Below are 25,624 nucleotides of genomic sequence, written 5' to 3' on the forward strand. Positions count from 1 at the left end.
AGAATGCTGACAGCAAGCCCGATAAAGCTATCTATTCTTTGATCTGTATCAATAACTTTACAAAACTATCGGGTTGCTGCGTCGCAGCTAATATCACCTCGCTGCTAGCGTAAGTAGCTATTGTTGCGCATAGTAAAGACCTAATAAAAGCACGCTATGGCATAGTTAGTGATGCTTTATCTTCGAAACTCTAGAACAACAATCAAGGAACTAGCATGAGCGATATTCATTATAATCCACTGCAAACTGACGGCTTCGAATTCGTGGAGTACACAGCCCCTGATGCTGAAGGCATTGCTGCTTTAAAAGACCTGTTTGGCAAGTTGGGTTTTACTGAAGTTGCTAAACACAAACGCAAGCAAGTATGGTTGTTTAAGCAAAACGACATCAACTTTTTAATCAACGCTGAGCCAGGCGGTCAAGCGGAAGAGTTTGCCAAAGCGCACGGTCCGAGTGTGTGCGGCATGGCGTGGCGAGTTAAAGACGCAGAACATGCAGTTGCCCATGCGGTAGCCAATGGTGCGAAGCCATTCCAACGTAATCTAGCAGCCGGAGAAGAAGACTTCCCAGCAGTTTATGGCATTGGTGCTAGCGTCTTATATTTTGTTGATAAATTTGGCGAAGACAGCATCTATGCCACAGATTTTGATTTCTATGATAACTGGCAAGCGCAAATGCAAGAGCACGCTGCAGGCCTTTATGAAGTTGATCACCTAACTCACAACGTGTTCCGTGGCAATATGGATACTTGGGCTGGTTTCTATGAGCGGATCGGTAACTTCCGTGAAATCCGTTATTTCGATATCGAAGGCAAGCTAACGGGTCTCTTGAGCCGTGCGATGACAGCACCTTGCGGTAAAATCCGGATTCCAATCAACGAATCACATGATGATAAATCACAAATTGAAGAATACTTGCGCGAATACAAAGGCGAAGGTATTCAGCATATTGCGTTAACCTCAGATAATATCTACAAGACAGTACGTGATCTGCGTGCCATTGGTATGGACTTTATGCCAACGCCAGATACCTACTATGCGAAAATTGATGAGCGCGTAGAAGGTCACGAAGAAAATGTTGATGAGTTGCACGAGCTGCAAATTCTCATTGATGGCGCGCCAATGAAAGACGGTATCTTGCTGCAGATTTTCACTCAAACAGTAATTGGTCCGGTATTCTTTGAGATTATTCAACGTAAAGGTAACGAAGGCTTTGGTGAAGGTAACTTCAAAGCTTTGTTTGAATCTATCGAAGAAGATCAAATTCGTCGTGGGGTATTAAGCGATGCGTAAATGGATCAGCTTTCCGAAACAAGTAGGTACGGCTTCTAAGCAAGCTCATGCAGACTTTCCGGAGCAAGCGATCTATGAACGCGAAGTAGGGCGCAGTGGGTTCTTTGGACCCGCTACGCACTTTCATCATCGCCATGCGCCAACCGGTTGGAGTGAGTGGACCGGCGAGCTGCGCCCACGCAACTTTGATTTTAATCAATTAACCCAAGTAGCCACTGAATCGCCGTGGCAGGTGCCCTTATTGTTACACAATGCGCAATGCAAATTCCGTATTTGGCACTGTTCTCAAAAGATGCCATTTTTAGTGCGTAACGCAGATGGTGATGAACTTTTGTTTATCCATGAAGGGCGCGGTGAATTATTTTGTGATTACGGCCATATCACTTTAGAAAAAGGTGATTACTTCTCGATTCCACGATCAACCTCATGGCGGTTAGAGCCCTTAGAACCCATGCAAATAGTGATGATTGAGGCGACTAACAGTTCCTATCAATTGCCTGAGAAAGGTTTGGTGGGTAATCACGCTATTTTTGATCCTGCTTGCTTGGATACGCCTGATATTGATGCGCAATTTAAAGCGCAATACAGCGAAGATAGCTGGCAAGTGCAAGTCAAAAGACACGAGCAAATCTCAGTCATTACCTATCCATTTAATCCGTTAGATGCAATTGGTTGGCATGGTGATTTGGCTCCAGTCAGAATTAACTGGCGTGATATTCGACCTTTAATGAGCCATCGCTATCACTTACCGCCATCAGCACATACCACTTTTGTCGCCGATGGTTTTGTGGTCTGTACTTTTGTGCCACGGCCGATTGAATCCGATCCGGGCGCATTAAAAGTACCGTTTTATCATAACAATGATGATTACGACGAAGTGCTCTTTTATCATGAAGGAGACTTCTTTAGTCGCGACAACATTGATAAAGGCATGGTGACTTTTCACCCCGCCGGGTTTACCCACGGTCCACATCCAAAAGCGTTTCAGGCCGGCTTAGAATATCGTAAGAAATTTACTGATGAAGTAGCCGTGATGCTAGATACTCGTAACCCATTACAGATGGGCGATGTGTGCGCAAGTGTGGAAAACCCAGATTACGTATATAGCTGGAAAGCTAAAGACGAGCAAAAGGCAACTTAGACGATGAAATTTGCAACTTATAGAAATGGAACTCGCGATGGCCAATTGATGTTGGTTAGCCGCGACTTGAGCAAAGCCGTAGCAGTACCCGCGCTTGCTGCAACCTTACAAGAAGTGTTGGACGACTGGGATGGCATTGCACCGCAATTAGAGAAGGTATATCAGGCATTAAATGCCGGCGAGCTGAGTGATGCGCAAGCCTTTGATGAACACTTATGTGAATCGCCATTGCCACGTGCTTACCAATGGGCTGATGGTAGTGCTTATGTGAATCATGTGGAGTTGGTACGTAAGGCTAGAAATGCTGAAATGCCACCAAGCTTTTGGACTGATCCTTTAATGTATCAAGGGGGCTCTGATGACTTCTTGGGCCCTAAAGACGAGATCAGCATGGCTGATACTGCTTGGGGAATAGATTTTGAAGGTGAAGTTGCGGTTATCACCGACGATGTCCCTATGGGAGTTAGTGCAACCGAAGCAGGCGAATACATTCGCTTGTTAATGCTAGTGAATGATGTCTCGTTGCGTGGCTTGATTCCGAATGAACTGGGCAAAGGTTTTGGCTTTTTTCAATCGAAGCCATCATCAGCTTTTTCGCCAGTTGCCGTAACTCCCGATGAATTGGGCGCAAATTGGCGTGACAATAAGGTGCATTTGCCATTGTTGAGCTACTATAACAACAAGCCATTTGGTAAACCGAATGCCGGTGTCGACATGACCTTTGATTTCGCTCAGTTAGTTGCCCATGCAGCGAAAACTCGTCATCTCGGAGCTGGTGCTATTATCGGATCTGGAACTGTGTCTAATAAGCAGGGTACTGATCACGGTAGCGCAATCGATGAAGGTGGTGTGGGCTACAGCTGTATCGCTGAAGTACGCATGATAGAAACCATTCGCGATGGCCAGCCTAGTACCGGGTTTATGCAATTTGGTGACACCATCAAAATTGAAATGATTGATGCAGATGGGCACAGCATTTTTGGTAGTATCGACCAAGTTGTAGTGCAATACGACCCAGCTGCAGAATAACAGCGGAGTTAAGCATGGAACTCTACGGCTACTGGCGCTCAAGCGCCAGTTACCGGGCGCGGATTGCGCTCAACTACAAGCAAATTGACTATCATTATATTCCAGTGCATTTAATTAAAGAGGGTGGTCAGCAACACAAACAAGCTTACCGCCAGCTTAATCCTAATGGCTTGGTGCCTACCTTAGTCGATGGCAAGGTGATTTTGCATCAGTCGTTGGCGATCATGGAATATCTTGAAGATACTCATCCACAGCCTTCATTGTTGCCAGGTAATGCGCAGCAGCGGGGTGCTATTCGAGCACTAGCACTGGATATTGCAAGTGAGTTGCAGCCGCTCATTAATCTGCGTGTTCAGCAGTATTTGAGCCAGCAATTAGAGGTTTCAGATAACGCTAAGCAAGCTTGGTTACAGCACTGGTTTAAACAAAGTTTTCAGGCGTTTGAACGGAACCTAGAAGAGGTCGCCGGTGTTTATTGTGTGGGCGACCAGTTCTCTATGGCTGATGTGTGTTTGGTACCGCAGGTGTATAGCGCCCAGCGGTTTGGCATAGCGTTAGATGATTATCCCATCATGATGGGAATTTATCAGCGTTTGCTTGAGTTACCGTGTGTTGCAGCGGCACATCCAAGTAAACAGCCAGACGCCGAAGTTTAACTGATACTGTAACAGTTTTATCGCATCTTATTTATGCCCAGCTCGTATCTTGCTGGGCATTTTGCTTTAATGGGCTGATAACTCAGGTTTCATTCCCAATGGCTAGGTTAACAAGGAAACAATAATGAAAACAAAAGTAGCAATTGCTATTGCCGCAGCCTTGCTTTCGGCTGCTTGTGCAACCACCACTCCTACATCCTCTACAGCTGCGACGCAGGTCACTCCAGCGGTGTTAGCAACAGCACCTAATAGCCAAGCTCAAGTAGGGCAAGAGCTTACTTTAAAGCAGATTATGGCGGACCAAGATTGGGTGGCGCGGTCACCAGAAAGTGCCTATTGGATGCTAGATGGCAGCGGTGTGCTGTATCAGCAAAAACGTGCCGGCTCACAGCTACGCGATTGGTTTCATCAGCCGCTAACTAAAGCTGCTCATCAAGTACCTCTTGAGCGTCTCCATAACTATGCCTATAACGGTGGCGTTTATAATCAGGATCGTTCCCTGATTGCCTATACGTTTGAAGGTAATATCTTTGTTAAGCAGGTAGTTAACGGTGAAACCAGCCAGTTAACTCGTGATGAAGCGAGACAAAGCCAATTACAGTTTCTAACGGACGGCCGGCTAGCTTATCGCCAAGGTAATGACTTTTTTGTGGTGGATGTTAATACCGGCAAAACTGAGCAAATTGCGAGCTTAGTTAGTCAAGATAAACCACAAGCGAATCACGCACCAAAAGATTTTATTGCACGCGAGCAACAGCAACTGATCGAGTTCGTCCAAGTAGAACGTCAGCAGCGCGCTGAGCGTTTTGCCCAGCAACAAGAGTTACAACAAAAAAATCCTTCGTTGGCGCCCGAATCCTTTTATCTGGGCAAAGGTAAGCAACTGGTAGCAGCGAGCTTGTCGCCAGCCGGTGATAAAATGATCGTAGCTATTAGCGATCCGCAGCAATGGCGGGCTGATGGCGATATTATGCCAAACTATGTGACCGAAGACGGACGTGTGGCAGCAGAGTCGGTGCGTGCACGGGTAGCCGATGCTAAGCCGGTAGAGCATCAGTTGTTGGTGTTAGATTTAACCAGCGGTGAGCAAACCCAGTTAACTTATAATTCGTTGCCCGGTTGGAACGAGGATGTGTTGGCGGCAGTGCGAAAAGAAAACTATGCCGCTGAAGGAAAAACCTATACGTCTAAAGAACAACCACGACCGATTACTTTAATGCAAGATTGGGGGTGGCAAGCTGGCGCCGTTCGTTGGACCCAAGATGGGCAGCATGCGGCAGTGATGCTAGAAGCTTGGGATAACAAGGACCGCTGGATTGCTAGCATTGATTTTGCTGGTAAAAAACTAGTGAATCAAGAACGCTTGCATGATGAAGCTTGGATTAACTACACCCATAATGAGTTTGGTTTCTTACCCAATAGCGATACCTTGTGGTTCCAGTCTGAAGCAGATGGTTATGCACATTTATACGTCAAACCTTTAACTGGTAAGATCAAGCAGTTAACTCAAGGTAGCTTTGTGACGGAAGACCCAACGGTGAGTCACACGGGTGATTATATTTATTTTAGTGCCAACCAACCGCACCCAGGCAACTACGAAGTTTTTCGGGTGAATACAGCAACCGCAGAACTTGAGCAGCTAACTCGCTTAGGTGGTATCAATAATTATGAATTAAGCCCCCAAGAAGATAAGTTACTAATCAAACACTCATCGGCCCTGCAGCCAGAAGAGCTCTATGTGCAAACATTAGACGACGCGGCCCAGCCAGAGCGATTGACGACAACGGTCACTGATAGTTTTATGGCCTTTGATTGGGTTGCTCCAGAAATTGTGCCGATACCATCGAGTCATGTTGATCATCCTATCTATACCCGGGTGTATTACCCCAAAGATTATGATGCAAATCGTGCTGAAAAATACCCGGCCGTAGTCTTTATTCACGGCGCCGGCTATTTACAAAATGCCCATGCTGGCTGGTCAGGTTATCAACGTGAATTTATGTTCCATACCTTTTTAACCCAGCAAGGGTATGTGGTATTGGATTTAGATTATCGTGGTTCTAAAGGATATGGTCGTGATTGGCGTACAGCCATCTATCGGCAGATGGGAACACCTGAAGTAGAAGATTTGGTAGATGTTGTGAATTGGGCTGGTGCTAATACTAATGTTGATGTTGAACGCATGGGTACCTACGGCGGCTCTTACGGTGGCTTTTTAACTTTCATGGCACTGTTTAAAGAGCCAGGGTTATTCAAAGCCGGTTCAGCGTTACGACCTGTCAGTGATTGGGCTCATTACAACACAGGTTATACCTCGAACATTTTGAATTTACCGGATGATGATCCTATTGCGTATCGTCGTAGCTCGCCGCTTTATTTTACTGAGGGGCTTCAAGATGCATTATTAATCAACTCACCTATGGTAGATGATAATGTCTTCTTTCAGGATAGCGTGCGCGTAGTTCAGCGCTTAATTGAGCATGAAAAAGAAAACTTTGAAACCGCTATTTTTCCGGTCGAGCCTCATGGTTTTCGTCAGCCTTCAAGCTGGTTAGATGAATACCGCCGGATCTTTAAGTTGTTTGAAGACAACTTAAAATGATTGAAGCAGGGCTAACCTAATGCGTTAGCCCGCTAGCTAAATCAAGAAAGCCAACAAAAAAGCCGCAATCGATGATGATTGCGGCTTTTTTTAGGCCTGAGCGAACTCGCTCTTAATGAGTGTGTTCGCTACAGCCTTGTGACTTACTGTGTTTTACTCATTGGCGCAGTAATCACACTTTTAGCTTCTGCAAAACTCGCAACTCGAGCATCTTTCGTAAAAGCTACACGATGGCTGTTATCTGACGCCTTTAATGGCTGATAATCACCATCACGAGCTACCGCAGCAGCTTTCGCCATAGCAGCGCTCGTCATCTTGCCTCGCACAGCGGTAGCTACAGGTGCTTCTGGTGCAGCCGGAGCTTCTACTTCAGCTTTAGCCGCTGCCTCTGCTTCAACTTGAGCTGGTGCTTCAACAGTTTTTGCTTCAGCAGGAGCTTCTACTTCAGCTTTGACCGGTACTTCTGTTTCCGCAGGAGCTTCTACTTCGGTTGTAGCCGGAGCCTCTGTTTCAGCAGGTGCTGCTACTTCAGCTTTGACCGGAGCCTCTGTTTCAGCAGGAGCTGCTACTTCAGCTTTGACCGGTACTTCTGTTTCAGCAGGTGCTTCTGCTTCAACAGGAGTTTCTACTTCTGTTTTAACCTGTGCTTCTGTCTCAGCTGGTGCCGATTCTACAGGAGTTTCTGCTTCGGTTTCAGCCACAGCTTCTGCTTTAGCAGGAGCTTGTTCTTCTGTTGCAGCCGGTGTTTCTGTCTCAGCAACTGCTGCTTCCGCAGGAGCTTTTACTTCAGCTGTAGCTGCTTCTACAGGAGCCTTTTCTTCGCTCGGAGCCGCTGCTTCAACGTGAGCTGTAGCTGCTTGCGCTTCTGCTGCAACCGCTGCTTCTGCGGTAGAATCAGTACCGTTTTCTGTTTGCTGGGCTTGTTCGGCTTTACGACGTTGGCCCGCTGCGCGTTGATGACGCGGTGAACGACGGCTGCGATTGCGCGGCGCGCGTTCGGTTTCAGTCGCTTCGCTATCGCTAGCATCAGTTGTAGAGGTCGCTGACGGATCCGTTGTTTCAGCTGGGGTTGCAACATGGCCGTCATCAGCTGTTGCTGTGTCGGTTGCAGTCTTAGTGCCACTGTCATGAGCTTGGTTATCGCCACTAGGACTGGTCACGCTCGCTGTTGCTAGTTCAGCGTTTTGCGCTGTGGCAGCTTGAGTCGTGGTCGCTGCACCATCAACATCGCCAGTACTAATACGTACAGAACGCTCTAACTTACGGCGCTGACGGCGTTGTTTTGGTGCTGCCGGCTTAGCTTCTGTTGGCGCTTCGTCATGATTAACAGCTTCTGCGGTAACCGCTTTGTTGACGTCAGTATTTGCCTGGTCGTTGTTTTTATTGCGATTACGACCACCACGACTGCGACGATTACTACGCTCTTTTTGACCATCACTGGCTTTACCATCATTTGCTTTAGCGGCATCAGCTGGCTTATTGTCTTTGCTTTGCGTGGTTTTTGCCGCCGCATCTTTGTGCTCATCATCGGTGTCGCGTGAACGTGAGCGGTTATTGCGACGACGGTTATTGTTACCGCGATTATTACGACGGTTATTATTAGGACGGCGCTGTTGCTGTTGCTGCTGCTTTTGCTCAGCTTCGTCCGAGTCGCTGCTAAACAAACTAGCCAACCACTTACCTAATCGTGACAATAAACTTGGGCCCGCAGCTTCCGCTACTGGGGCTGGGCTGGCAGCTGCAACTGTTGGTGCTGGTGCTGCCGGTGCCTGTAAGCCTTTTAAGGCAGGCTCTTCAAAGCTTGGCTTGTCTTTATTCAAGACAACTTCGGTGGTGGTGTGGTCTGGCTTCTCGATTAAAGTGAAGCTATTAGCTTCATCTACTTCATCATTACGTAAACGCTTCACATCAAAATGGGGCGTTTCTAAATGAGGGTTAGGAATAACGAGCACAGAAACGGTATGGCGTTTTTCGATATCTACGATAGATTGACGTTTTTCATTCAATAAATAAGTAGCTACTGTAACAGGCACCTGAGCTTGGATCTGAATGGTATTATCTTTCAGAGCTTCTTCTTCAATCAAGCGAAGAATAGATAATGCCAAGGATTCGGCCGAACGAATCGTGCCATGACCACTACAACGCGGACAAACATGGTTAGACGCTTCACCAAGTGATGGGCGCAAACGTTGCCGTGACATTTCTAACAAACCAAAGCGCGAAATTCGAGTCACTTGGATACGAGCGCGGTCTTGCTTTAAGCTATCGCGCAAACGATTTTCAACTTCACGTTGATGACGAGTAGGGGTCATATCAATAAAATCAATGACAACCAAACCACCGACATCGCGTAAACGCAGTTGTCGTGCAATTTCTTCGGCCGCTTCTAAGTTGGTTTGAAAAGCCGTTTCTTCAATATCGCCACCTTTAGTAGCGCGAGCAGAGTTGATATCAATCGAGGTAAGTGCTTCAGTTGGATCAATGACGATTGAACCGCCCGATGGCAACCGCACTTCGCGCTGGAAAGCTGATTCTATTTGGCTTTCAATCTGATAATGATTGAATAGCGGCACGTCACCTTGATACATTTTAACGCGGCTGACGAAATCAGGACGGATTAAAGTGACATGATCACGAACCATATCGAAGACTTTCTGATTATCAATCAGAACTTCACCGATATCACGGCGCAGATAGTCGCGAATCGCACGGAAGACAACATTGCTTTCTTGGTGAATAAGGAACGGAGCAGGGCGCGCATTGGCTGCTTTTTCAATAGCATCCCAATGGTGTAGCAACACGTTAAGGTCCCACTCAAGTTCTTCTTGCGACTTGCCAACGCCCGCAGTACGTACAATTAACCCCATGGATTCAGGTAAGTTTAGGGCATCCAATGTGGCTTTTAATTCTGACCGTTCTTCACCTTCAATACGGCGCGAAATACCACCAGCACGTGGGTTGTTTGGCATTAACACCAGATAGCTACCGGCTAATGAGATAAAGGTCGTTAGAGCTGCGCCTTTTTGCCCGCGCTCTTCTTTATCTATCTGCACAATAACTTCTTGGCCTTCTTTAATAACATCTTTGATGTTAGGGCGGCCAGAGAAAGAGTAACCACTAGGAAAGTAGGTTTTGGCAATTTCTTTAAGGGGGAGGAAGCCGTGGCGCTCGGCACCATAATCTACAAAGGCGGCTTCTAAACTGGGTTCAATTCGGGTAATTTTACCCTTATAAATATTAGCTTTCTTTTGTTCGTGACCAGGGCTTTCGATATCTAAATCGTACAAGCGTTGGCCATCAACGAGGGCAACACGCAATTCTTCTTGCTGTGTTGCATTGATCAGCATTCTTTTCATTAGTTGTGACTCTTTATAAGGCCACAACCCAGCACGACTGGCCTAAGCCATCGCCATTTCAGGTTTGAATTGTAGTTTGCCAAACTCATAACATATTGAGTTCTGGCTACTCCCGTTGTGTTGTTACATCAACACCAACGTGAGTTTTGCAATTGGTTACCAAGCCGAAATGCGCTTGTTATAAGTCGTACTGCGTTGCAGCACTGGTGTTACTAAAGTGATTCGATTCAGGGGCGGGCGCGCTGGTTTCAGCCTTTCGCTATAAATCAAAAAGGAGGACTAACCTATCTTCCGTGCCGCCAACTTCTCGAAACCCAATTGACCGATTTTCTTTATCGGATGCAATCTGGACTAAATCGTAAGCTGGGGTGGACTCGTTAGTACTAACGCAGCTCCGCTCAAATCACGCGTAAAAATATGTTTGCCTGTTTTACGAGCCATCAGAATTCAGCATGATGACCACGTACCGCGCTCAATCAACCGGTGCGGATTTTTCCGGTATCCGATTGTCGCATAAAAATTGGTGCAAATACAAGATGAACATTGTCAAGGGTTAGTGCTAAAATCCGCATCCTATGACAGAGACAAACCAAACTTCGCAGGTGCGCCTGCAAACAATCGATGCCGACTATGCCGGTCAGCGAATTGATAATTATCTTATTGCGCAGTTAAAAGGGGTGCCCAAATCGTTGGTGTACCGAATTTTGCGCAAGGGAGAAGTGCGGGTAAATAAAAAACGAGCCAAGCCAGAATATAAGCTTCAAGCTGGGGATATCGTAAGGATTCCGCCTGTTCGAGTGGCTGAAGCAAACCCGTTACCATCAGTTCATTTAGACCGCGTGCAAGCATTGCAAGAACAGATCTTGTATGAGGACGATATTTTGTTGGTGATTAATAAGCCAGCAGGATTAGCCGTTCATGGTGGCTCGGGGTTGCAGTTTGGCCTGATTGAAAGTTTGCGGGCCTTGCGTCCTCAAGCTAAACAGCTAGAACTCGTACACCGGTTAGATCGTGATACCAGCGGCTGCATACTTATCGCTAAGCGCCGCTCGGCACTGCGCCATTTGCATGAACAATTGCGCAGCAAAACCATGGATAAACAATATTTAGCGCTGGTGCGCGGGCAATGGCAAGAGCATGTTAAGTTTATTGCTGCCCCCTTGCAGAAAAACACCCTCAAGTCTGGTGAGCGAGTAGTTCGGGTTGACGCCGAAGGTAAGCCTTCGGAAACTCGATTTCGGGTGATCGAGCGCTTTGGGCAGAAAGTTAAAGCTCAAGTGCAGGCGAGTTGCACCTTGGTTGAGGCGTCACCTATCACCGGCCGTACCCACCAAATTCGGGTGCATGCTCTGCAAGCAGGCCACCCCATCGCCTACGATGATAAGTACGGTGATCGTGAATTTGATCAGCAACTGCAAGGCTGCGGGTTGAAACGATTATTTTTGCATGCCCATCAGCTTAGTTTTCAGCATCCACAAACACTTAAAACGATCACAGTGAATGCGCCGTTGGATCATCAGTTGACGCAAACCTTGCGTGCCCTAGGTGGAACCAAATTCGTATGAAGTATCCGTTAATCATAGTGGACTGGGACGGTACCGTAATGGACTCCGTTGCTCGTATCGTCGCCTCGATGCAAGCCAGCGCCAGAATTCTCGAATTACCGGTGCCGTCAGTGGCCGCGGTCAAAGATATTATTGGTATTAGTTTACAGCCAGCCATCGAAAAGCTATTTGGCCGTTTTACTACGGAGCAAATGGTGCGTTTTACCGATGTTTATCGGCAACAGTACGTGGTCGATTGCCAAACCCCGTCGCCACTTTTTGCGGGAGCATTAGCCACTTTGCAGCAGTTACGGGAGCAAGGCTATCAACTTGCGGTAGCAACCGGTAAAGCTCGTCAGGGCTTGGAACGGGCTTGGGATGAAACAGCTACGCGGCAATTATTTGATTTTTCGCGCTGTGCTGACGAAGCTAAATCCAAACCCGACCCAACCATGCTGGTTGATATTTTAACTGCCGCCAAACGTCAGCCTCACGAAGCCGTAATGATTGGGGATTCTATTCACGATATGCGCATGGCTGCTGCTGTTAATATGCCACGTATTGGGGTGGGCTTTGGCGTGCATGATGCCGCTCAGTTACAACCTTATCAACCGCTCGCCATCATTTCGCAGTGGCCGGATTTGTTAGCGCACGTGTAAGGCAGTCAGACTGCAAGATCATCAAGCAAGTTTAAGTGAGACCCGATATGAACCTAGTCTTAGCCTCCACCTCACCTTTTAGAAAAGCACTCTTAGAAAAAATCATTCCTACCTTTACGGTTGCCGCACCAGAGGTGGATGAAACGCCGCTAGCCGGCGAAACAGCACCGGCGTTAGTAGAGCGCTTAGCCCAAGCAAAAGCCAAAGCGTTGGCGTCTCAGTATCCTCAGCATTGGTTGATTGGTTCTGATCAGGTCGCGGTGGTCAATGGTGAGATTGTTGGCAAACCTCACACGGTGGCTAATGCAATAAAACAGCTTCAAGCCGCGCAGGGTAAATCAGTAACTTTTTATACTGGGCTAGCTCTTTATGATAGCCATACCGGCGCTATGCAAAGTTGCGTAGAACCTTTTGTAGTTCACTTTCGCGAGTTAAGTTTAGCTGAAATTGAGGGCTATATTGCGCTGGAGCAGCCATTGCGCTGTGCCGGTAGCTTTAAAAGCGAAGGCTTAGGTATTAGCTTGTTTGAACGCTTAGAAGGGGATGACCCTAATAGTTTGATTGGTTTGCCATTACTGCGCTTGCTGCAGATGTTACGGCAGTGGGGTTATAATCCATTGACCAGTACATTTTAAAAATGCGAAAATCACTTGTGTTCACTAGGCGAATCCTTTAACATTCGCGCCCTATGCAGAAGGTTCGAGTACCGATTACGGTCGATCCGGTTAAAAGTGCCGGCAAACAAGTTTCTTATATCGGATTAGTTCCGGGGAAGAGTCTTGCGCGTTTGCAAGAGCTGTTATTAGAGCCGATGTCTGATGTTGATGTATCATTAAGTTTTGATACGGATGCACAAGGCATCAAACGGTTAACGGGTCATGCTGAAGTTACTGTGTGTGTTGCTTGTGAACGTTGTTCAGATGCAATGCAATGGCCAATTTCATGTGATTTTGTTTATGCTCCGATAACGAAGCGGCAAAAGGCCACCGAGATGCCGGAAGAGTACGAACCGATTGAGCTTGACGAGCTGGGCGAAATTAATCTGCATGCCTTGGTCGAAGATGAATTGATGTTGGCGTTACCCGTGGTCATTAAGCACGATGAGCGCGAATGTCGGGTAGATAGTAAAGCAATGCAATGGGGCAAGATTGATGATGCTCCAGCAGCAAAAGATAATCCTTTTGCGGTATTGCAGGAATTAAAGCGTAAATAAACTTAGGAGATAGCGTAAATGGCTGTACAACAGAATCGGAAAAGTCGTTCGAAGCGCGACATGCGTCGTTCTCACGATGCACTGAGCGGCCCTACACTGTCGGTTGATTCTACCTCTGGTGAAACGCATCGTCGTCACCATGTAACAGCTGATGGTTTCTACAAAGGCCGTAAAGTAATTAACAAGTAATAGTGACGGAAGTGAGGCTATGGCCACACTGACACTAGCACTTGATGCAATGGGGGGCGATCATGGCCCCTCAGTTGTTATTAGCGCGCTTGCACAGGCGCTAACAACATTTCCTGAGGTTCACTTTATTGTCGTTGGCGATGAAGCAGAACTGACGCCTTTATTGCAACAGCAACAGCTGCTGCAACACCCTCAAATTACTCTCAAGCATGCCAGCCAAACGGTCACTATGACCGACAAGCCGGGCTACTCTCTGCGTGCTAAACCAGATTCATCCATGCGCGTAGCACTCGAATTAGTTGCTAATGAAACAGCGGCAGCCTGTGTGAGTGCCGGAAATACCGGCGCCTTGATGACCAAAGCCTACTTTACCTTAAAGACCTTGCCAGGCATTTTAAGGCCAGCCTTGATGTCGGCGATTCCTCAACAGCAGGGTAAATTAGCTTTTATGCTTGATTTAGGTGCCAATCCTGTATGTGATTCAGACACCTTGTTTCAGTTTGGGGTGATGGGTGCCGAAGCCGCGCACCAGGTCTTAAAAATCGAGCGCCCACGGGTAGCTTTACTGAATATGGGTGAAGAAGAAATCAAAGGTAATGACGTGGTAAAAGCAACGGCTGCCTTGTTACAAGCTTCTGAACACATCGACTACATAGGTTTCATTGAAGGCGATGATTTATTTTCTGGCAAAGCAGATGTGATTGTTTGTGATGGTTTTGTCGGCAATATCGCTTTAAAAAGCTGTGAAGGCTTAGCTGATTTATTGCTCGATAATATCAAATCAAACATTAATGCTCACTGGTTAACTCGTTGGTTTGTTAAGCTTTTTTACCAGCGCCTGCAAAAATCATGGGATTGGCTGAAGCCCGACCACTATAATGGTGCAAGTCTGATAGGATTACGTGGCGTTGTGATTAAAAGCCACGGTGATGCCAATGCTCGTGCATTTTTTAGTGCCATTGAGCAAGCTGTGGAAGAAGCACAACGGGATCTACCTGGGCGAATTCGCGACCGAGTAGAGCAAGTTCTGTTAGCACAGGAATAAATGTTACATGCATGCAAAGATTGTAGGCACTGGGCATTATTTACCAGCTCAGCGTCTCACTAATGCAATGCTGGAAGAACGTGTGGACACCAGCCATGATTGGATTGTTGAGCGTACCGGTATTCATGAACGGCGCGTAGCTACTACCGCAGAGAGTGTGGTAACCATGGGGGCAGCCGCCGCTCGATCGGCTCTTCAACAAGCTCAAATGAGCGCCGATGATTTAGATCTTATCGTGGTGGCCACCACCTCTGGTGAACGAGCATTTCCTAGCGTAGGCTGTGAAATCCAAGCAGCACTCACGCACCGTAACGTACCCGCTTTTGATGTGGCTGCGGCTTGTTCAGGCTTTATTTTCGCCTTAAGTGTGGCGGATCAGTACATTCGTGCCGGTACTTATCAGCGCGTTTTAGTGATTGGTGCTGACGTGTTATCACGCTTGTGCGATCCTGATGACCGCAATACTATTGTGCTGTTCGGTGATGGTGCCGGCGCCGTCGTGTTGCAAGCTAGCGATAGCGCTGGGATTGTGTCGACCCATTTACATAGTGCCGGTGAATTTGCAGACTTACTTGGTGCCAACCATCCGCGCCGTCATCAGCCAGAGGCGTTAAGCGAAGCCTGGATGTACATGAAAGGCAATGAAGTCTTTAAAGTAGCGGTAAACAAATTAAGTGAGCTGGTTGGCGAGACGCTAGCAGCGAATCAATTAACGGCTAGCCAATTAGACTGGTTAGTTCCTCATCAAGCCAATATGCGCATTATTAAAGCTACCGCAAAGAAGCTACAGATGCCCATGGAACAAGTGGTAACGACCTTAAGTTACACCGGTAATACGTCGGCGGCATCGGTGCCAATAGCGCTGGATGTAGCAGTTCGCGATGGTCGTATCCAACGTGGGCAACGGCTACTGCTAGAAGCTTTTGGTGGCGGTTTTGCTTGGGGCTCAGCGTTAGTTGTGTATTGATTATCATCAGAATGAAATAAAAGGATAGCATGATGCGTGCTTATGTTTTTCCCGGTCAGGGGTCGCAAACTGTAGGTATGTTAGCAGAGCTTGCGGCTGAGTTTCCGCAGGTCGAGCAGACCTTTGCTGAAGCCAGTGACGTGCTTGGCTATGATTTGTGGCAGTTAACCCAGCATGGTCCGGCCGAGCAACTGAATGAAACGCAGCGCACTCAACCAGCGCTGTTGGCTGCTAGTGTGGCTTTGTATCGGGTGCTGGTAGCCCAAGGTGTGGCGGTGCCAGAATTCATGGCCGGACATAGTTTAGGTGAATACTCAGCGCTGGTTTGTGCTGGGGTGATAGAGTTTACTGATGCGGTGCAATTGGTGGCTCATCGTGGCGAGTACATGCAGCAAGCAGTGCCAGCTGGGGTAGGTGGCATGGCAGCGATCATCGGGTTAGATGATGCCGCTGTAATAGCTGCCTGCCAAGAAGCAGCCGGAGACGAGGTGGTGGCCGCAGTTAACTTTAACTCGCCAGGCCAGGTGGTTATTGCCGGCCATGCTGCGGCCGTAGAGCGTGCCTCGGCAGCCTGTAAAGAAGCAGGAGCAAAGCGAGCGTTACCGTTGCCCGTCAGTGTGCCATCCCATTGTCAGCTGATGCAGCCGGCCGCCGAGCGTTTGGCAGTGGATTTAGCAGCGCTGACGCTGCATCAGCCGCAAGTACCGGTCATCAACAACGTTGACGTGGTAGCTCCGCGTGAACCCGATGCTATTCGTGATGCCTTAATTAGACAGCTGTATTCGCCCGTACGCTGGACTGAGACTATCGAAAGTTTAGCAGCGCAAGGCGTGACTGAAGTGTACGAAGTGGGTCCAGGTAAAGTTTTAACGGGCTTGATCAAACGCATTGATAAAAATCTGCAGACAGACGCGCTCAATACCATCGATAGTATGCAAAGCGTCATAAAAGGAAGCAACCATGAGTGAATTATTTAAATTAACGGGACAAGTGGCGTTAGTCACCGGCGCGAGTCGCGGTATTGGTAAGGCGATTGCTGAGCAATTAGTGGCGCAAGGTGTAACTGTGGTAGGTACAGCAACGACTACGGCCGGTGCAGAAGCTATTTCTAGTTATTTAGGTGAGCACGGGGTTGGCGTCGCATTAGATGTCACCGCAGATGAAAGCGTGGCTAGTATCTTAGCTTTCATTGATGAAACCTATGGTCAACTTGATATCTTAGTTAATAACGCCGGCATTACCAAAGATAATCTGCTGATGCGAATGAAAGAAGATGACTGGGATAGCGTTTTAGACACCAACTTAAAGTCTGTGTTCAGACTCAGTAAAGGGGTGCTACGCGGTATGATGAAGCGTCGCCATGGTCGTATTATCAATATTTCTTCGGTGGTGGGTACCACGGGTAATCCGGGCCAGGTGAATTACTGTGCAGCCAAAGCTGGAGTCGTCGGCTTTACTAAATCATTAGCGCAAGAAATTGCGGCTCGCGGAATTACAGTAAATTGCGTGGCGCCAGGTTTTATTGATACTGATATGACAAAAGCGCTGACAGAAGATCAAAAACAAGCTATTTTTAGCAATATACCAGCAGCAAGACTGGGTAAACCAGAAGAAATAGCTGCAGCCGTGGTGTTCTTAGCATCACCGGGTGCAGCCTACATCACCGGTGAAACAATTCATGTTAACGGTGGCATGGCGATGGTGTAACAAGCCAGTTAGTTCAAGTAAAGTTGTGCTTAAGGGGTACGACCTCTCGGGTAAAGCGCAATTTTTGCTTTATTAATGGCGATGCATTCACTACACTAAGCCCAATTTTGAACGGGTGACCTAAATTTCAAGGGACATACAATGAGTAATATCGAAGATCGCGTAAAGAAAATTATTGTTGAACAACTAGGTGTTAAAGAAGAAGAAGTGAAACCAGAAGCTTCTTTTGAAAATGACCTAGGTGCTGACTCACTAGATATCGTTGAGTTAGTTATGGCTTTAGAAGAAGAGTTTGGTACTGAAATTCCAGACGAAGAAGCTGAAAAGCTGAAAACTGTGCAAGCAGCAATCGATTACGTGAACAATCACGCAAACGACTAAGTTCTAAGCAAGCGCAGAGGCGGAATGAAAATTCCGCCTTTTTTTTGCATGTGGATGAATGGCCAGCCCCTTACTCAAACTTCTCTAGACCGTGGTCTACAATTTGGCGACGGACACTTCACTACGTTAGTTATTCAGGCCGGTACGATCCAGGCTTGGTCGTCTCATTGGCAACGCCTTCAGTACGCCAGTCAGCAGTTACGGATGCAACTACCCAGCGCCGATGAAGTGCTGCACTTACTGCAGCAGATTGCCCAACAACATCCTCAGAGTGTCATCAAAATTATTATAACTCGTGGCGCAAGTGCTCGCGGTTATCGCTTAGATCACCAAGCTAGGGGCCACTGGTACGTGCAGCGCTCAGATCTACCACCTTGGTCAGCACGCCCGTTACGAGTGGCGTTAGCGCATTTTAAGTTAGCGCAGCAGCCTATGTTAGCTGGTTTAAAAAGCTTAAACAGATTAGAGCAGGTGTTGCTTAGCGATGAATGTGAACAACGTGGTTTTGATGATTTATTAGTCACAGACACACAAGCGAACATTATTGAAGCAACCAGTAGTAATATCTTTTGGTATGATGGTAAGCAATGGTGCACACCGCGCTTAGAGCAAGCTGGAATTGCCGGTGTGGTAAGAAAACAATTGATTGATAAGCAAATCATTGGCAAGGTAAAGCTTACTAAACTAAGGCCCGCAGAATTAGCGCAAGTAGAACAAATGTTCGTGTGTAATTGTGTGTTAGGGCCGCGGCCAATAGCCGCTATTGATGGCCGAATGCTAGCCATGCCAGAGTTACCAAAGGAACTTAATCAGTGGGATGTAAACGCCTCGTTATTGCTAGCTTAATTGCTTGCCTGCTTGTGCTTGCTGGGGGCATTGGTGCCTTTGGTTATGGTACTTGGTTGCTTAAACAACCCTTAGGTTTAGCAGATGACGTGTTGCTGGAAGTTAAGCCAGGTACCCATGCGCGTAGTCTGTTGCATCAGTTACAACAACAAGGTGCGCAGCTTGAAGTCACTCCAAGTTATCTAGCAAGTCGCATCTTGGTTACTCCGCATCATTTACAAGCTGGGGTTTATGCGATTACGCCAACACATACCTTGCAGCAAGTATGGCAAGAGTTGCAAGCCGGTAAACAACATCAATTTCAAGTGAGTTTGATCGAGGGGATGACGTTGCAGCAAGTGTTGGCTCGGTTGCAAGCAAGTCCATATTTAGCCAGTGAGCCGTTGCAGCAATTGGCCGCGAACGACGGTGAGGCTTTGTTAGCTTTGCTAGGACGTGAGCTTGGCCGCGATTATCAGCACCTGTTTGATGAGATTCCGGCAACGTTGGAAGGCTTGTTTTTTCCGGAAACCTACCATTATCGCGCCTATACCTCTGCGCTTGATATTTTGCGGGCTGCGTACGATAAAATGCAGCAGCAATTAGCACAAATTTGGCAGCAACGAGACGCTGATTTGCCCTATGCAAATGCTTATGATTTGCTTATCATGGCATCCATTATTGAAAAAGAAACAGGGATCACTGGCGAGCGAGCTACTGTTGCTTCGGTGTTTGTAAACCGTTTGCGTTCCGGCATGCGGCTGCAATCGGATCCAACAACAATCTACGGCATCACTGAGTTTGATGGTAATTTAACCCGAGCTCATTTGCGCGAACACACAGCTTATAACACCTATCGGATTAAACGTTTACCACCAACGCCAATTGCTATGCCAAGTCGGGCGAGTTTGTTAGCAGCGGCCCATCCCGCCTCAACGGATTATTTTTACTTTGTTGCGGACGGCTCTGGCGGGCATGTTTTTTCCAAAACCTTAGCCGAGCACAACGCCGCGGTAAATCGCTATCAACGCCAACAACCCTAGGCTATAACGGAAAGCTATGAACGGAAAATTTATTGTAATTGAGGGCCTAGAAGGGGCCGGTAAGAGTACCGCAATAGCTTGTGTGATGGCTTATCTACAGCAACACAAGCTGCAACCTGTAACGGTACGCGAGCCCGGTGGCACCCCGCTAGCTGAGGCGATTCGAGATTTAGTGAAGCAGCAGTGGCAAGAACAACTCACTGCAGAAACAGAATTATTACTGATGTATGCCAGTCGTTCGCAGTTGGTGGCCAATGTGATCAAACCGGCGCTAGCGCAACAACAATGGGTCGTTGCTGATCGCCATGATCTGTCCTCACGGGCTTACCAAGGGGGTGGGCGCCAGCTAGGTGATGCTAAGCTTCAAGCATTAAAAACCCTTGTCTTAGGTGACTTTGCGCCAGACCTAACATTACTCCTAGATATCGACCCTCAGGTGGGACTGCAGCGAGCGCGCAGTCGTGGTGATTTAGATCGCATCGAGCAAGAGCATGTTAGTTTCTTCGAGCGAACGCGGCAACGCTATCTGGAGATAGCTGCAGCAGATCCTTCTATTAAGGTGATTGCTGCAGAGCAATCCATCGAGCAAGTGCAACAGCAAATCATTGCTGTACTTGATGAGTATCTTGTTCAGTTGGGGTTACGCTAGATGAGTGCGCCTTGGCTACGTATACCTTGGCAGGAGCTGGTGCAGGCTCAACGCCAACAACAATTGAGTCATGCTCATTGCATTCCGTGGCAGCCAGCGTTAGGCACGGACGTGTTTATCGATGCCTTTATTGCGTTGCTACTATGCCAGCAGCCAAGCGGTAAGGCCTGTGGTACCTGTAAAAGTTGTTTGTTATACAAAGCTCATACTCATCCCGATTACCATCAGGTAGACGTTGCCGAAGGTAAAACGACCATCGGCGTTGATGCTATCAGAGCGCTGACCGAAGCGCTGCAAGGCACAGCAACCCAGCAAGGCAACAAGGTTGCTTGGATTCAGCATGCCGACAGGATGACTGTAGCGGCGGCGAATGCGTTGTTAAAAACCTTAGAAGAGCCAACTGCCAACACCTATTTGATTTTGAGCCCAGAACGCACCAGTCAGTTATTACCGACGTTACGTAGCCGGATGCGACTTCATCGCTTTTCTTCACCGGCGCTGGCAGATTTACAAGCGTGGCTTGAACACCAATTACAGCAACCCTTGAGCAAGGCGCAGCAGCAATTGATGCAGCGTTATGCGCAGGCACCCTACACAGCATTGGCAAAGGTGCAAGCAGGCAACGATGACAGCGTAGCTGAGCTTGAACTCCTGCTACAAGTACTGGCGGGTCAGGGCAGTTGGCCGCTACTTACCAAGGGCAATTGGCTGGGCTATCTAGATGCCAGTGCCAAGCTGTTACAAGAGCTTATTCGAGTAAGCCAAAGATTACCTGAACAACGTTTGAACTATCCAGAGCTGCAGCAACAGCTAACCAGCTTATTGGGCGTAAAGGGCTACTCGGTTAGTCAGCTAAACCAGTGGCTGCACCTATGCTATACTTTGCGTCAGCAAACAGAGCAGCAACCAGGCTTGAATGGCCCGTTATTATTACAACAACAGTGGTTATTATGGACTTAGAGCAGCGACCGATAGAATCACCTTTGGTGAAAAAACGCATTGTGTTGAATTCAGAGGCACAACTGCGCCGTTACTATATGCCTTTTATCAAAGGCGGAGGCATGTTTCTTAATACCGATGAGCCACTCGGTATAGGCGATGAGTTTTTGCTCGAAGTTCGCCTGTTCGGTGAGCACAACTCAGTGCTAGTTAAAAGCAAAGTTATATGGTTGGCGCCCTCTAAGCCTAGCCGCCCTGAACAACAAGGGGTAGGGGTGCAATTTGTTGACGATAAAGCCATGTTAAAAAACATGATTGAGTCAAAGTTAGCTGCCATCAGTGATACTGCACTAGCCACTGCTACCATGTAGCCCTTGTAGCTGATGGCTATTTGATTAAATAATAAACACACCGTTATAGGAGTCCTTGTGTTTATCGATTCACACTGTCATTTAGACAAAATTGATTTAGCCGACTTTGGTGGCGATTTCGCGCAACTAATAGACACGGCTCGCGCCGCCCAAGTTGAACGTATGTTGTGTATTGGCGTTACTCTCGAAGAGTTTCCCGCTATGGCTGAGCTGGTGGCCGATTATGAAGATATTTACCTAAGTTGTGGTGTGCATCCCTTGTATGTCGCTAAACACCCCTTGCAGCAGCATCTACTGCGTGATTTAGCCAAACACGAACGAGTTGTAGCTATTGGTGAAACCGGCTTGGATTACTATTACGATGCCGACAGTAAAAAGGTACAGCAAGAGAGCTTTGCTTATCACATTGAGTTAGCTAACGAACTTCACAAGCCATTAATTATCCACACCCGCGATGCTCGTGAGGACACTTTAAGTATGTTAAAAGAGGGCGGTGCTGAGCGTTGTGGAGGTGTGCTGCATTGCTTTACTGAATCGTTAGAAATGGCGCAGCGAGCCATTGATGAACTGGGCTTTTACATTTCAATTTCAGGCATCGCATCGTTTCGTAGTGCGACTGAGTTGCGTGAAGTGGTTCAAGCTATTCCGTTGCAACATCTATTAATAGAAACCGATAGCCCTTGGTTAGCGCCGGTACCACATCGGGGTAAACAGAATCATCCTGCGCTAGTTGCGGATGTGGCAAAATGTGTTGCCGACATCAAAGGTTGCAGTTTAGCTGAAGTTGCGGCAGTGACTAAGAATAATTTTTTCAAGTTATTTCAAGGTGCTAATTAAGGATTGTGTAAAAATCCAGCTAAAAGTTAGCAAATGTAGAAAATTTGTCTACACTCAAATCATGAGTTCCTTTTAGTTTTAGCGCACGGCTCAATCCCTTGAGCCATTCCCCTTGCTCGGGACAACCTTGGATTGGTCCCGAGCATTTTTTTGTCTGCAATCTACTGCTTGCAAATCGAATTAAGCGGTTAATTCACCGCGTAAATTAGTTTCTAGTAGGGTATTAATCTGAGTCTGACTTAAGTTTTGCGATAACAAATAATGTAACTTCGTCAGTGCTGCTTCAATGGTCATATCATGGCCACTGACCACTCCCACTTGGGCTAAGGCATTGCCCGTCGCGTAACCCCCCATGTTCACCTTACCTTTAAAGCATTGGGTACAATTAAGTACTACAGTACCAGCCGCAATAGCGCGCTCTAAACTAGCCAGTAAAGCTGGATCTTGTGGCGCATTGCCAACCCCATAACTTTGCATGATAAGAGCCTTTACGGGCTGCTGAAGCATGTTGTCAAAGATCGCAGCCGATATGCCTGGGTAAAGGGTAACCACGCCAACTGGCTGAGGCGTTACTGCGGTTAAGCGCAACGGCTCATTCCCTAAGGCTTGGATTTTGCCCTCTTGCAGGGTGATTTGAATGCCGGCCTTTAATAACGGCGAAAAGTTGGGTGAGGCAAATGCGTTAAAGCCATTCGCATCGGCTTTGGTTGCTCGATTACCTCTGAACAGGGTGTTGTTAAAAAATAAACCAACTTCATGAATGGGATAATTAGCTGCTATGTACAAAGCATTTAATAAGTTGGTTTGACCATCTGAGCGCAACGCCGCGAGCGGTATTTGCGAACCGGTAATAATCACCGGTTTAGCCAAATTTTCGAACATGAAGGAGAGGGCTGATGCGGTGTAGGCCATGGTATCGGTGCCATGGAGGATCACAAAGCCATCGTAAGCTTGGTAGTTGCGTTGAATGTCCTCAGCAATATGAAGCCAATCAGCGGGCGACATGTCAGACGAGTCCATGAGCGGCTGGTATTCGTGAATGGTGAAATTGGGCATTTCGTCACGAAAGAATTCCGGCATATTGTGTACGCATTCTGTTAAAAAGCCAGCCGCAGGGACGTATCCCTGGGCTGACTTTTGCATACCTATCGTGCCGCCGGTATAGGCAACATAAATATTTTTTTTAGTCATTTAGTTTAGTTTGCATAACTCACACAAAGCATACACACCGTTCGGGTCATTGAATTTAGAGGTTACTTCAACTTCTTCCCATAAGCTGTATAGCTGCGCTTTAAGTGGATTCTGCTCGGTGCTGCGAAGTTCGCTAGGAACTAACAAACTAGCTTGACCAAACAACTCTTGCATAAATTGCTCACGTGGACTCAGATCATTGCTCACGGTCACCACGTCGTAGTCACTGACACCCGCTCGGGTGGCCGCAGCGCTAATGGCATCATCAAGTTCACCTAATTGGTCAACTAAACCCAACTCTTTGGCTTTGCGCCCGGTCCAAATCCGCCCCTGAGCCACCTCGTGCACGGCATCGTAACTCATGTTGCGACTTTCGGCTACCATCCCAACAAAATCACGGTAGAACTTTTCGATGGAAACTTGCACTAGATAGCGGCCGTTATCATCGATACCACGAGTAATATCTAATACCGGCAAATCTGTGGTGTGGTAACCATCGTTGTACACGCCAAATTCGTTTAGCGCTTTTTCGATGGTAAAGAACATACCAAAAACGCCAATCGAACCAGTAATGGTGGTAGGAGTGGCCCAAATCTCATCGGCGCTAGCGGCAATCCAATAACCACCTGATGCAGCAACCGAGCTCATTGAGGCAATCACTGGGATGCCTGCTTTTTTCAGTTCTAGCACCTCTTGGCGAATCACTTCTGAGGCAAAGCCACTGCCGCCTGGGCTATCAATACGCAACACCACAGCTTTGGTATCTTCGTCTAGGCGTGCTTTACGCAGTAGGGCAGCGGTACTATCTCCGCCAATACTACCAGGTTTGGCTTGGCCATCAGAAATAACACCACGAGCTACAACAATGGCAATTTCTGCCTTGTCTTTATGTTCGCTGCTGTCCTCTAACTGCTCCGCTTGACCGTTAAGAGCAGCTAAATATTGTTCGTGGTTGATTTGACGCCAGCTCTTTTCATCGTCATCAAGGCCGGTAATTCCAATCATTTCAGCACGGAATTGTTCACGACTGTAGAGAGCGTCAACTAATCCAGTATTCAGGGCTAGTTGCGCCATATCATTGTCATACTGAGTCAGAGCTTGACGGAAATCATCCATCTTGCCACTTAGCATCAATGGGCTGATTGAACGTAATTGGCTTAGGTCATCCATGTAGGTGTCCCACAACTCGTCATACAACTCTTTGTTCGCGGCTAGCGCTTCATCAGACATATCGTTGCGGGTGTAGGGTTCTACCGCCGACTTAAAGGCACCCACTTTAAAGACATGAGCAGTAATGTTGAACTTCTCTAAGAAATCTTTGAAGTAGAGATTGTAGCCACCAAAACCTTCGAACATCATCGACCCGAGTGGGTTCAAATAAATGGTATCCGCATGGGCTGCCACATAATATTGGTTTTGAGTGTAATTATCGGCATAAGTTACTACAGGTTTACCAGCACTGCGAAAATCAAGTAAGGCCTGGCCCAAGGCTTGCATTTTGTTACTGCCGCCACCAGCGAAGTTACTCAGATTTAACTGAATACCACTGATGCGATCATCAGTTTTAGCCTGTTCGATGCTTTCTAACACGTCAACGAGTAAGACTTCAGGAAGTTGACTCCCGCCACCGAAGGCTTCATTAAAAAACTGGTCAACGGGGTCGACCCAAGTTTCTTCTTCAACCAAGATACCATTCAGTTGCAGCACCAACATGCCATTTTCAGGTACCTTAACTTGTTCTTCCTCAGCGACAAGTAGCCCTAAAACTAAAATTAAAACAAGAAAAAATACCGCATTGACAATCAACTTTCGGAAAAAGTTGATCAATCCAAATAGCTTTTTAAAGACTGAAGCAATCCCGCTCATATAAAATGTTCCTACTCTAAATTAAGACTTACTACGAAGATTACAGCAGATTTTTTAGAGAAACTAGTCAGACAATGTAACAGAGCATGATCATTTGTTAAGCTATGCATTATTTAGCGCTG

24 protein-coding genes are annotated in these 25,624 nt (G+C 47.2%); 21 read left to right on the forward strand and 3 right to left on the reverse strand.

Translation table 11 applies throughout. The features are described 5' to 3' along the window. The first annotated feature begins 215 nt into the window (after window positions 1-215). The 5 genes from hppD (at window position 216) to KGF88_RS04030 (ending at window position 6,720) form a co-directional block, all read left to right on the forward strand. Window positions 216-1,292, forward strand: coding sequence for a 4-hydroxyphenylpyruvate dioxygenase (gene hppD, locus KGF88_RS04010; RefSeq protein ID WP_153825688.1), 1,077 nt, complete (start codon window positions 216-218; stop codon window positions 1,290-1,292). Then, window positions 1,285-2,433 carry a homogentisate 1,2-dioxygenase gene (locus KGF88_RS04015; RefSeq protein ID WP_153825687.1) on the forward strand — a complete coding sequence of 383 codons (1,149 nt, stop codon included), beginning with the start codon at window positions 1,285-1,287 and terminating at the stop codon, window positions 2,431-2,433. Before hppD ends, KGF88_RS04015 begins: the two co-directional genes overlap by 8 nt. Before the next feature lie 3 nt (window positions 2,434-2,436). Beyond that, window positions 2,437-3,462, forward strand: a complete 1,026-nt coding sequence (locus KGF88_RS04020) for a fumarylacetoacetate hydrolase family protein (RefSeq protein ID WP_153825686.1) — start codon at window positions 2,437-2,439, stop codon at window positions 3,460-3,462. A gap of 14 nt (window positions 3,463-3,476) precedes the next feature. Then, window positions 3,477-4,118 (forward strand): maleylacetoacetate isomerase, encoded by a 642-nt coding sequence (gene maiA / locus KGF88_RS04025; protein ID WP_153825685.1) that lies wholly within the window; start codon window positions 3,477-3,479, stop codon window positions 4,116-4,118. A 124-nt stretch (window positions 4,119-4,242) separates the two neighbouring features. Beyond that, window positions 4,243-6,720 (forward strand): S9 family peptidase, encoded by a 2,478-nt coding sequence (locus KGF88_RS04030; RefSeq protein WP_153825684.1) that lies wholly within the window; start codon window positions 4,243-4,245, stop codon window positions 6,718-6,720. A gap of 143 nt (window positions 6,721-6,863) precedes the next feature. Here KGF88_RS04030 and rne read toward each other — a convergent pair whose 3' ends face one another. Continuing rightward, window positions 6,864-10,076, reverse strand: coding sequence for a ribonuclease E (gene rne / locus KGF88_RS04035; RefSeq protein ID WP_202912494.1), 3,213 nt, complete (start codon window positions 10,074-10,076; stop codon window positions 6,864-6,866). A 575-nt stretch (window positions 10,077-10,651) separates the two neighbouring features. On the opposite strand from rne, the gene rluC reads away from it, so the two are divergent. The 16 genes from rluC to KGF88_RS04115 all read left to right on the forward strand — a co-directional run bounded on the left by rluC (window position 10,652) and on the right by KGF88_RS04115 (window position 22,445). Further along, the gene (gene rluC, locus KGF88_RS04040) at window positions 10,652-11,641 is read left to right on the forward strand and encodes a 23S rRNA pseudouridine(955/2504/2580) synthase RluC (RefSeq protein ID WP_153825682.1); all 990 of its coding nucleotides are present in this window, start codon (window positions 10,652-10,654) and stop codon (window positions 11,639-11,641) included. Next, window positions 11,638-12,279: an HAD family hydrolase gene (locus tag KGF88_RS04045; protein WP_153825681.1), complete on the forward strand. Its 642-nt coding sequence runs from the start codon at window positions 11,638-11,640 to the stop codon at window positions 12,277-12,279. The genes rluC and KGF88_RS04045 overlap by 4 nt, the downstream gene beginning before the upstream one ends. A 47-nt stretch (window positions 12,280-12,326) precedes the next feature. Beyond that, entirely contained in the window at window positions 12,327-12,914 is a 588-nt protein-coding gene (locus KGF88_RS04050) for a Maf family protein (protein WP_153825680.1), read from the forward strand. A 53-nt stretch (window positions 12,915-12,967) separates the two neighbouring features. Further along, entirely contained in the window at window positions 12,968-13,492 is a 525-nt protein-coding gene (gene yceD / locus KGF88_RS04055; RefSeq protein WP_153825679.1) for a 23S rRNA accumulation protein YceD, read from the forward strand. A gap of 18 nt (window positions 13,493-13,510) precedes the next feature. Further along, a complete protein-coding gene (rpmF, locus tag KGF88_RS04060) occupies window positions 13,511-13,681 on the forward strand; it encodes a 50S ribosomal protein L32 (RefSeq protein WP_026862145.1) in 171 nt (56 codons plus the stop codon). A 19-nt stretch (window positions 13,682-13,700) separates the two neighbouring features. Then, window positions 13,701-14,726 carry a phosphate acyltransferase PlsX gene (gene plsX, locus KGF88_RS04065; protein ID WP_110075141.1) on the forward strand — a complete coding sequence of 342 codons (1,026 nt, stop codon included), beginning with the start codon at window positions 13,701-13,703 and terminating at the stop codon, window positions 14,724-14,726. Window positions 14,727-14,733: 7 nt separating this feature from the next. Then, the gene (locus KGF88_RS04070; RefSeq protein ID WP_153825678.1) at window positions 14,734-15,693 is read left to right on the forward strand and encodes a beta-ketoacyl-ACP synthase III; all 960 of its coding nucleotides are present in this window, start codon (window positions 14,734-14,736) and stop codon (window positions 15,691-15,693) included. 29 nt (window positions 15,694-15,722) lie between these two features. Further along, window positions 15,723-16,661 carry an ACP S-malonyltransferase gene (fabD, locus tag KGF88_RS04075; RefSeq protein ID WP_110075139.1) on the forward strand — a complete coding sequence of 313 codons (939 nt, stop codon included), beginning with the start codon at window positions 15,723-15,725 and terminating at the stop codon, window positions 16,659-16,661. Beyond that, complete coding sequence (gene fabG / locus KGF88_RS04080) at window positions 16,654-17,400, forward strand: 3-oxoacyl-ACP reductase FabG (protein ID WP_110075138.1); 747 nt, start codon at window positions 16,654-16,656, stop codon at window positions 17,398-17,400. The genes fabD and fabG overlap by 8 nt, the downstream gene beginning before the upstream one ends. 141 nt (window positions 17,401-17,541) lie before the next feature. Beyond that, window positions 17,542-17,781, forward strand: coding sequence for an acyl carrier protein (gene acpP, locus KGF88_RS04085; protein ID WP_110075137.1), 240 nt, complete (start codon window positions 17,542-17,544; stop codon window positions 17,779-17,781). A 24-nt stretch (window positions 17,782-17,805) separates the two neighbouring features. Then, window positions 17,806-18,627 (forward strand): aminodeoxychorismate lyase, encoded by an 822-nt coding sequence (gene pabC / locus KGF88_RS04090; protein WP_153825677.1) that lies wholly within the window; start codon window positions 17,806-17,808, stop codon window positions 18,625-18,627. Further along, window positions 18,594-19,649 (forward strand): endolytic transglycosylase MltG, encoded by a 1,056-nt coding sequence (mltG, locus tag KGF88_RS04095; protein ID WP_162014473.1) that lies wholly within the window; start codon window positions 18,594-18,596, stop codon window positions 19,647-19,649. Before pabC ends, mltG begins: the two co-directional genes overlap by 34 nt. Window positions 19,650-19,665: 16 nt before the next feature. After that, window positions 19,666-20,298: a dTMP kinase gene (tmk, locus tag KGF88_RS04100; RefSeq protein ID WP_153825676.1), complete on the forward strand. Its 633-nt coding sequence runs from the start codon at window positions 19,666-19,668 to the stop codon at window positions 20,296-20,298. Further along, on the forward strand, window positions 20,299-21,258 hold the full coding sequence (locus tag KGF88_RS04105; RefSeq protein ID WP_153825675.1) for a hypothetical protein: 960 nt from the start codon (window positions 20,299-20,301) through the stop codon (window positions 21,256-21,258). Further along, window positions 21,249-21,608 carry a PilZ domain-containing protein gene (locus KGF88_RS04110; RefSeq protein ID WP_162014472.1) on the forward strand — a complete coding sequence of 120 codons (360 nt, stop codon included), beginning with the start codon at window positions 21,249-21,251 and terminating at the stop codon, window positions 21,606-21,608. Before KGF88_RS04105 ends, KGF88_RS04110 begins: the two co-directional genes overlap by 10 nt. Window positions 21,609-21,665: 57 nt before the next feature. Next, window positions 21,666-22,445: a TatD family hydrolase gene (locus KGF88_RS04115; RefSeq protein WP_162014471.1), complete on the forward strand. Its 780-nt coding sequence runs from the start codon at window positions 21,666-21,668 to the stop codon at window positions 22,443-22,445. Between the two features lie 180 nt (window positions 22,446-22,625). On the opposite strand, the gene ansA is transcribed toward KGF88_RS04115, so the two are convergent. Together ansA and sppA are read right to left on the reverse strand one after the other, a co-directional pair. Next, entirely contained in the window at window positions 22,626-23,636 is a 1,011-nt protein-coding gene (gene ansA / locus KGF88_RS04120; RefSeq protein WP_153825673.1) for an asparaginase, read from the reverse strand. Then, entirely contained in the window at window positions 23,637-25,502 is a 1,866-nt protein-coding gene (sppA, locus tag KGF88_RS04125) for a signal peptide peptidase SppA (protein ID WP_153825672.1), read from the reverse strand. Between the last annotated feature and the right edge of the window lie 122 nt (window positions 25,503-25,624).

Source organism: Idiomarina loihiensis (genome assembly GCF_024584785.1).
In the GTDB taxonomy this organism is placed as follows: Bacteria; Pseudomonadota; Gammaproteobacteria; order Enterobacterales; family Alteromonadaceae; genus Pseudidiomarina; species Pseudidiomarina fusca.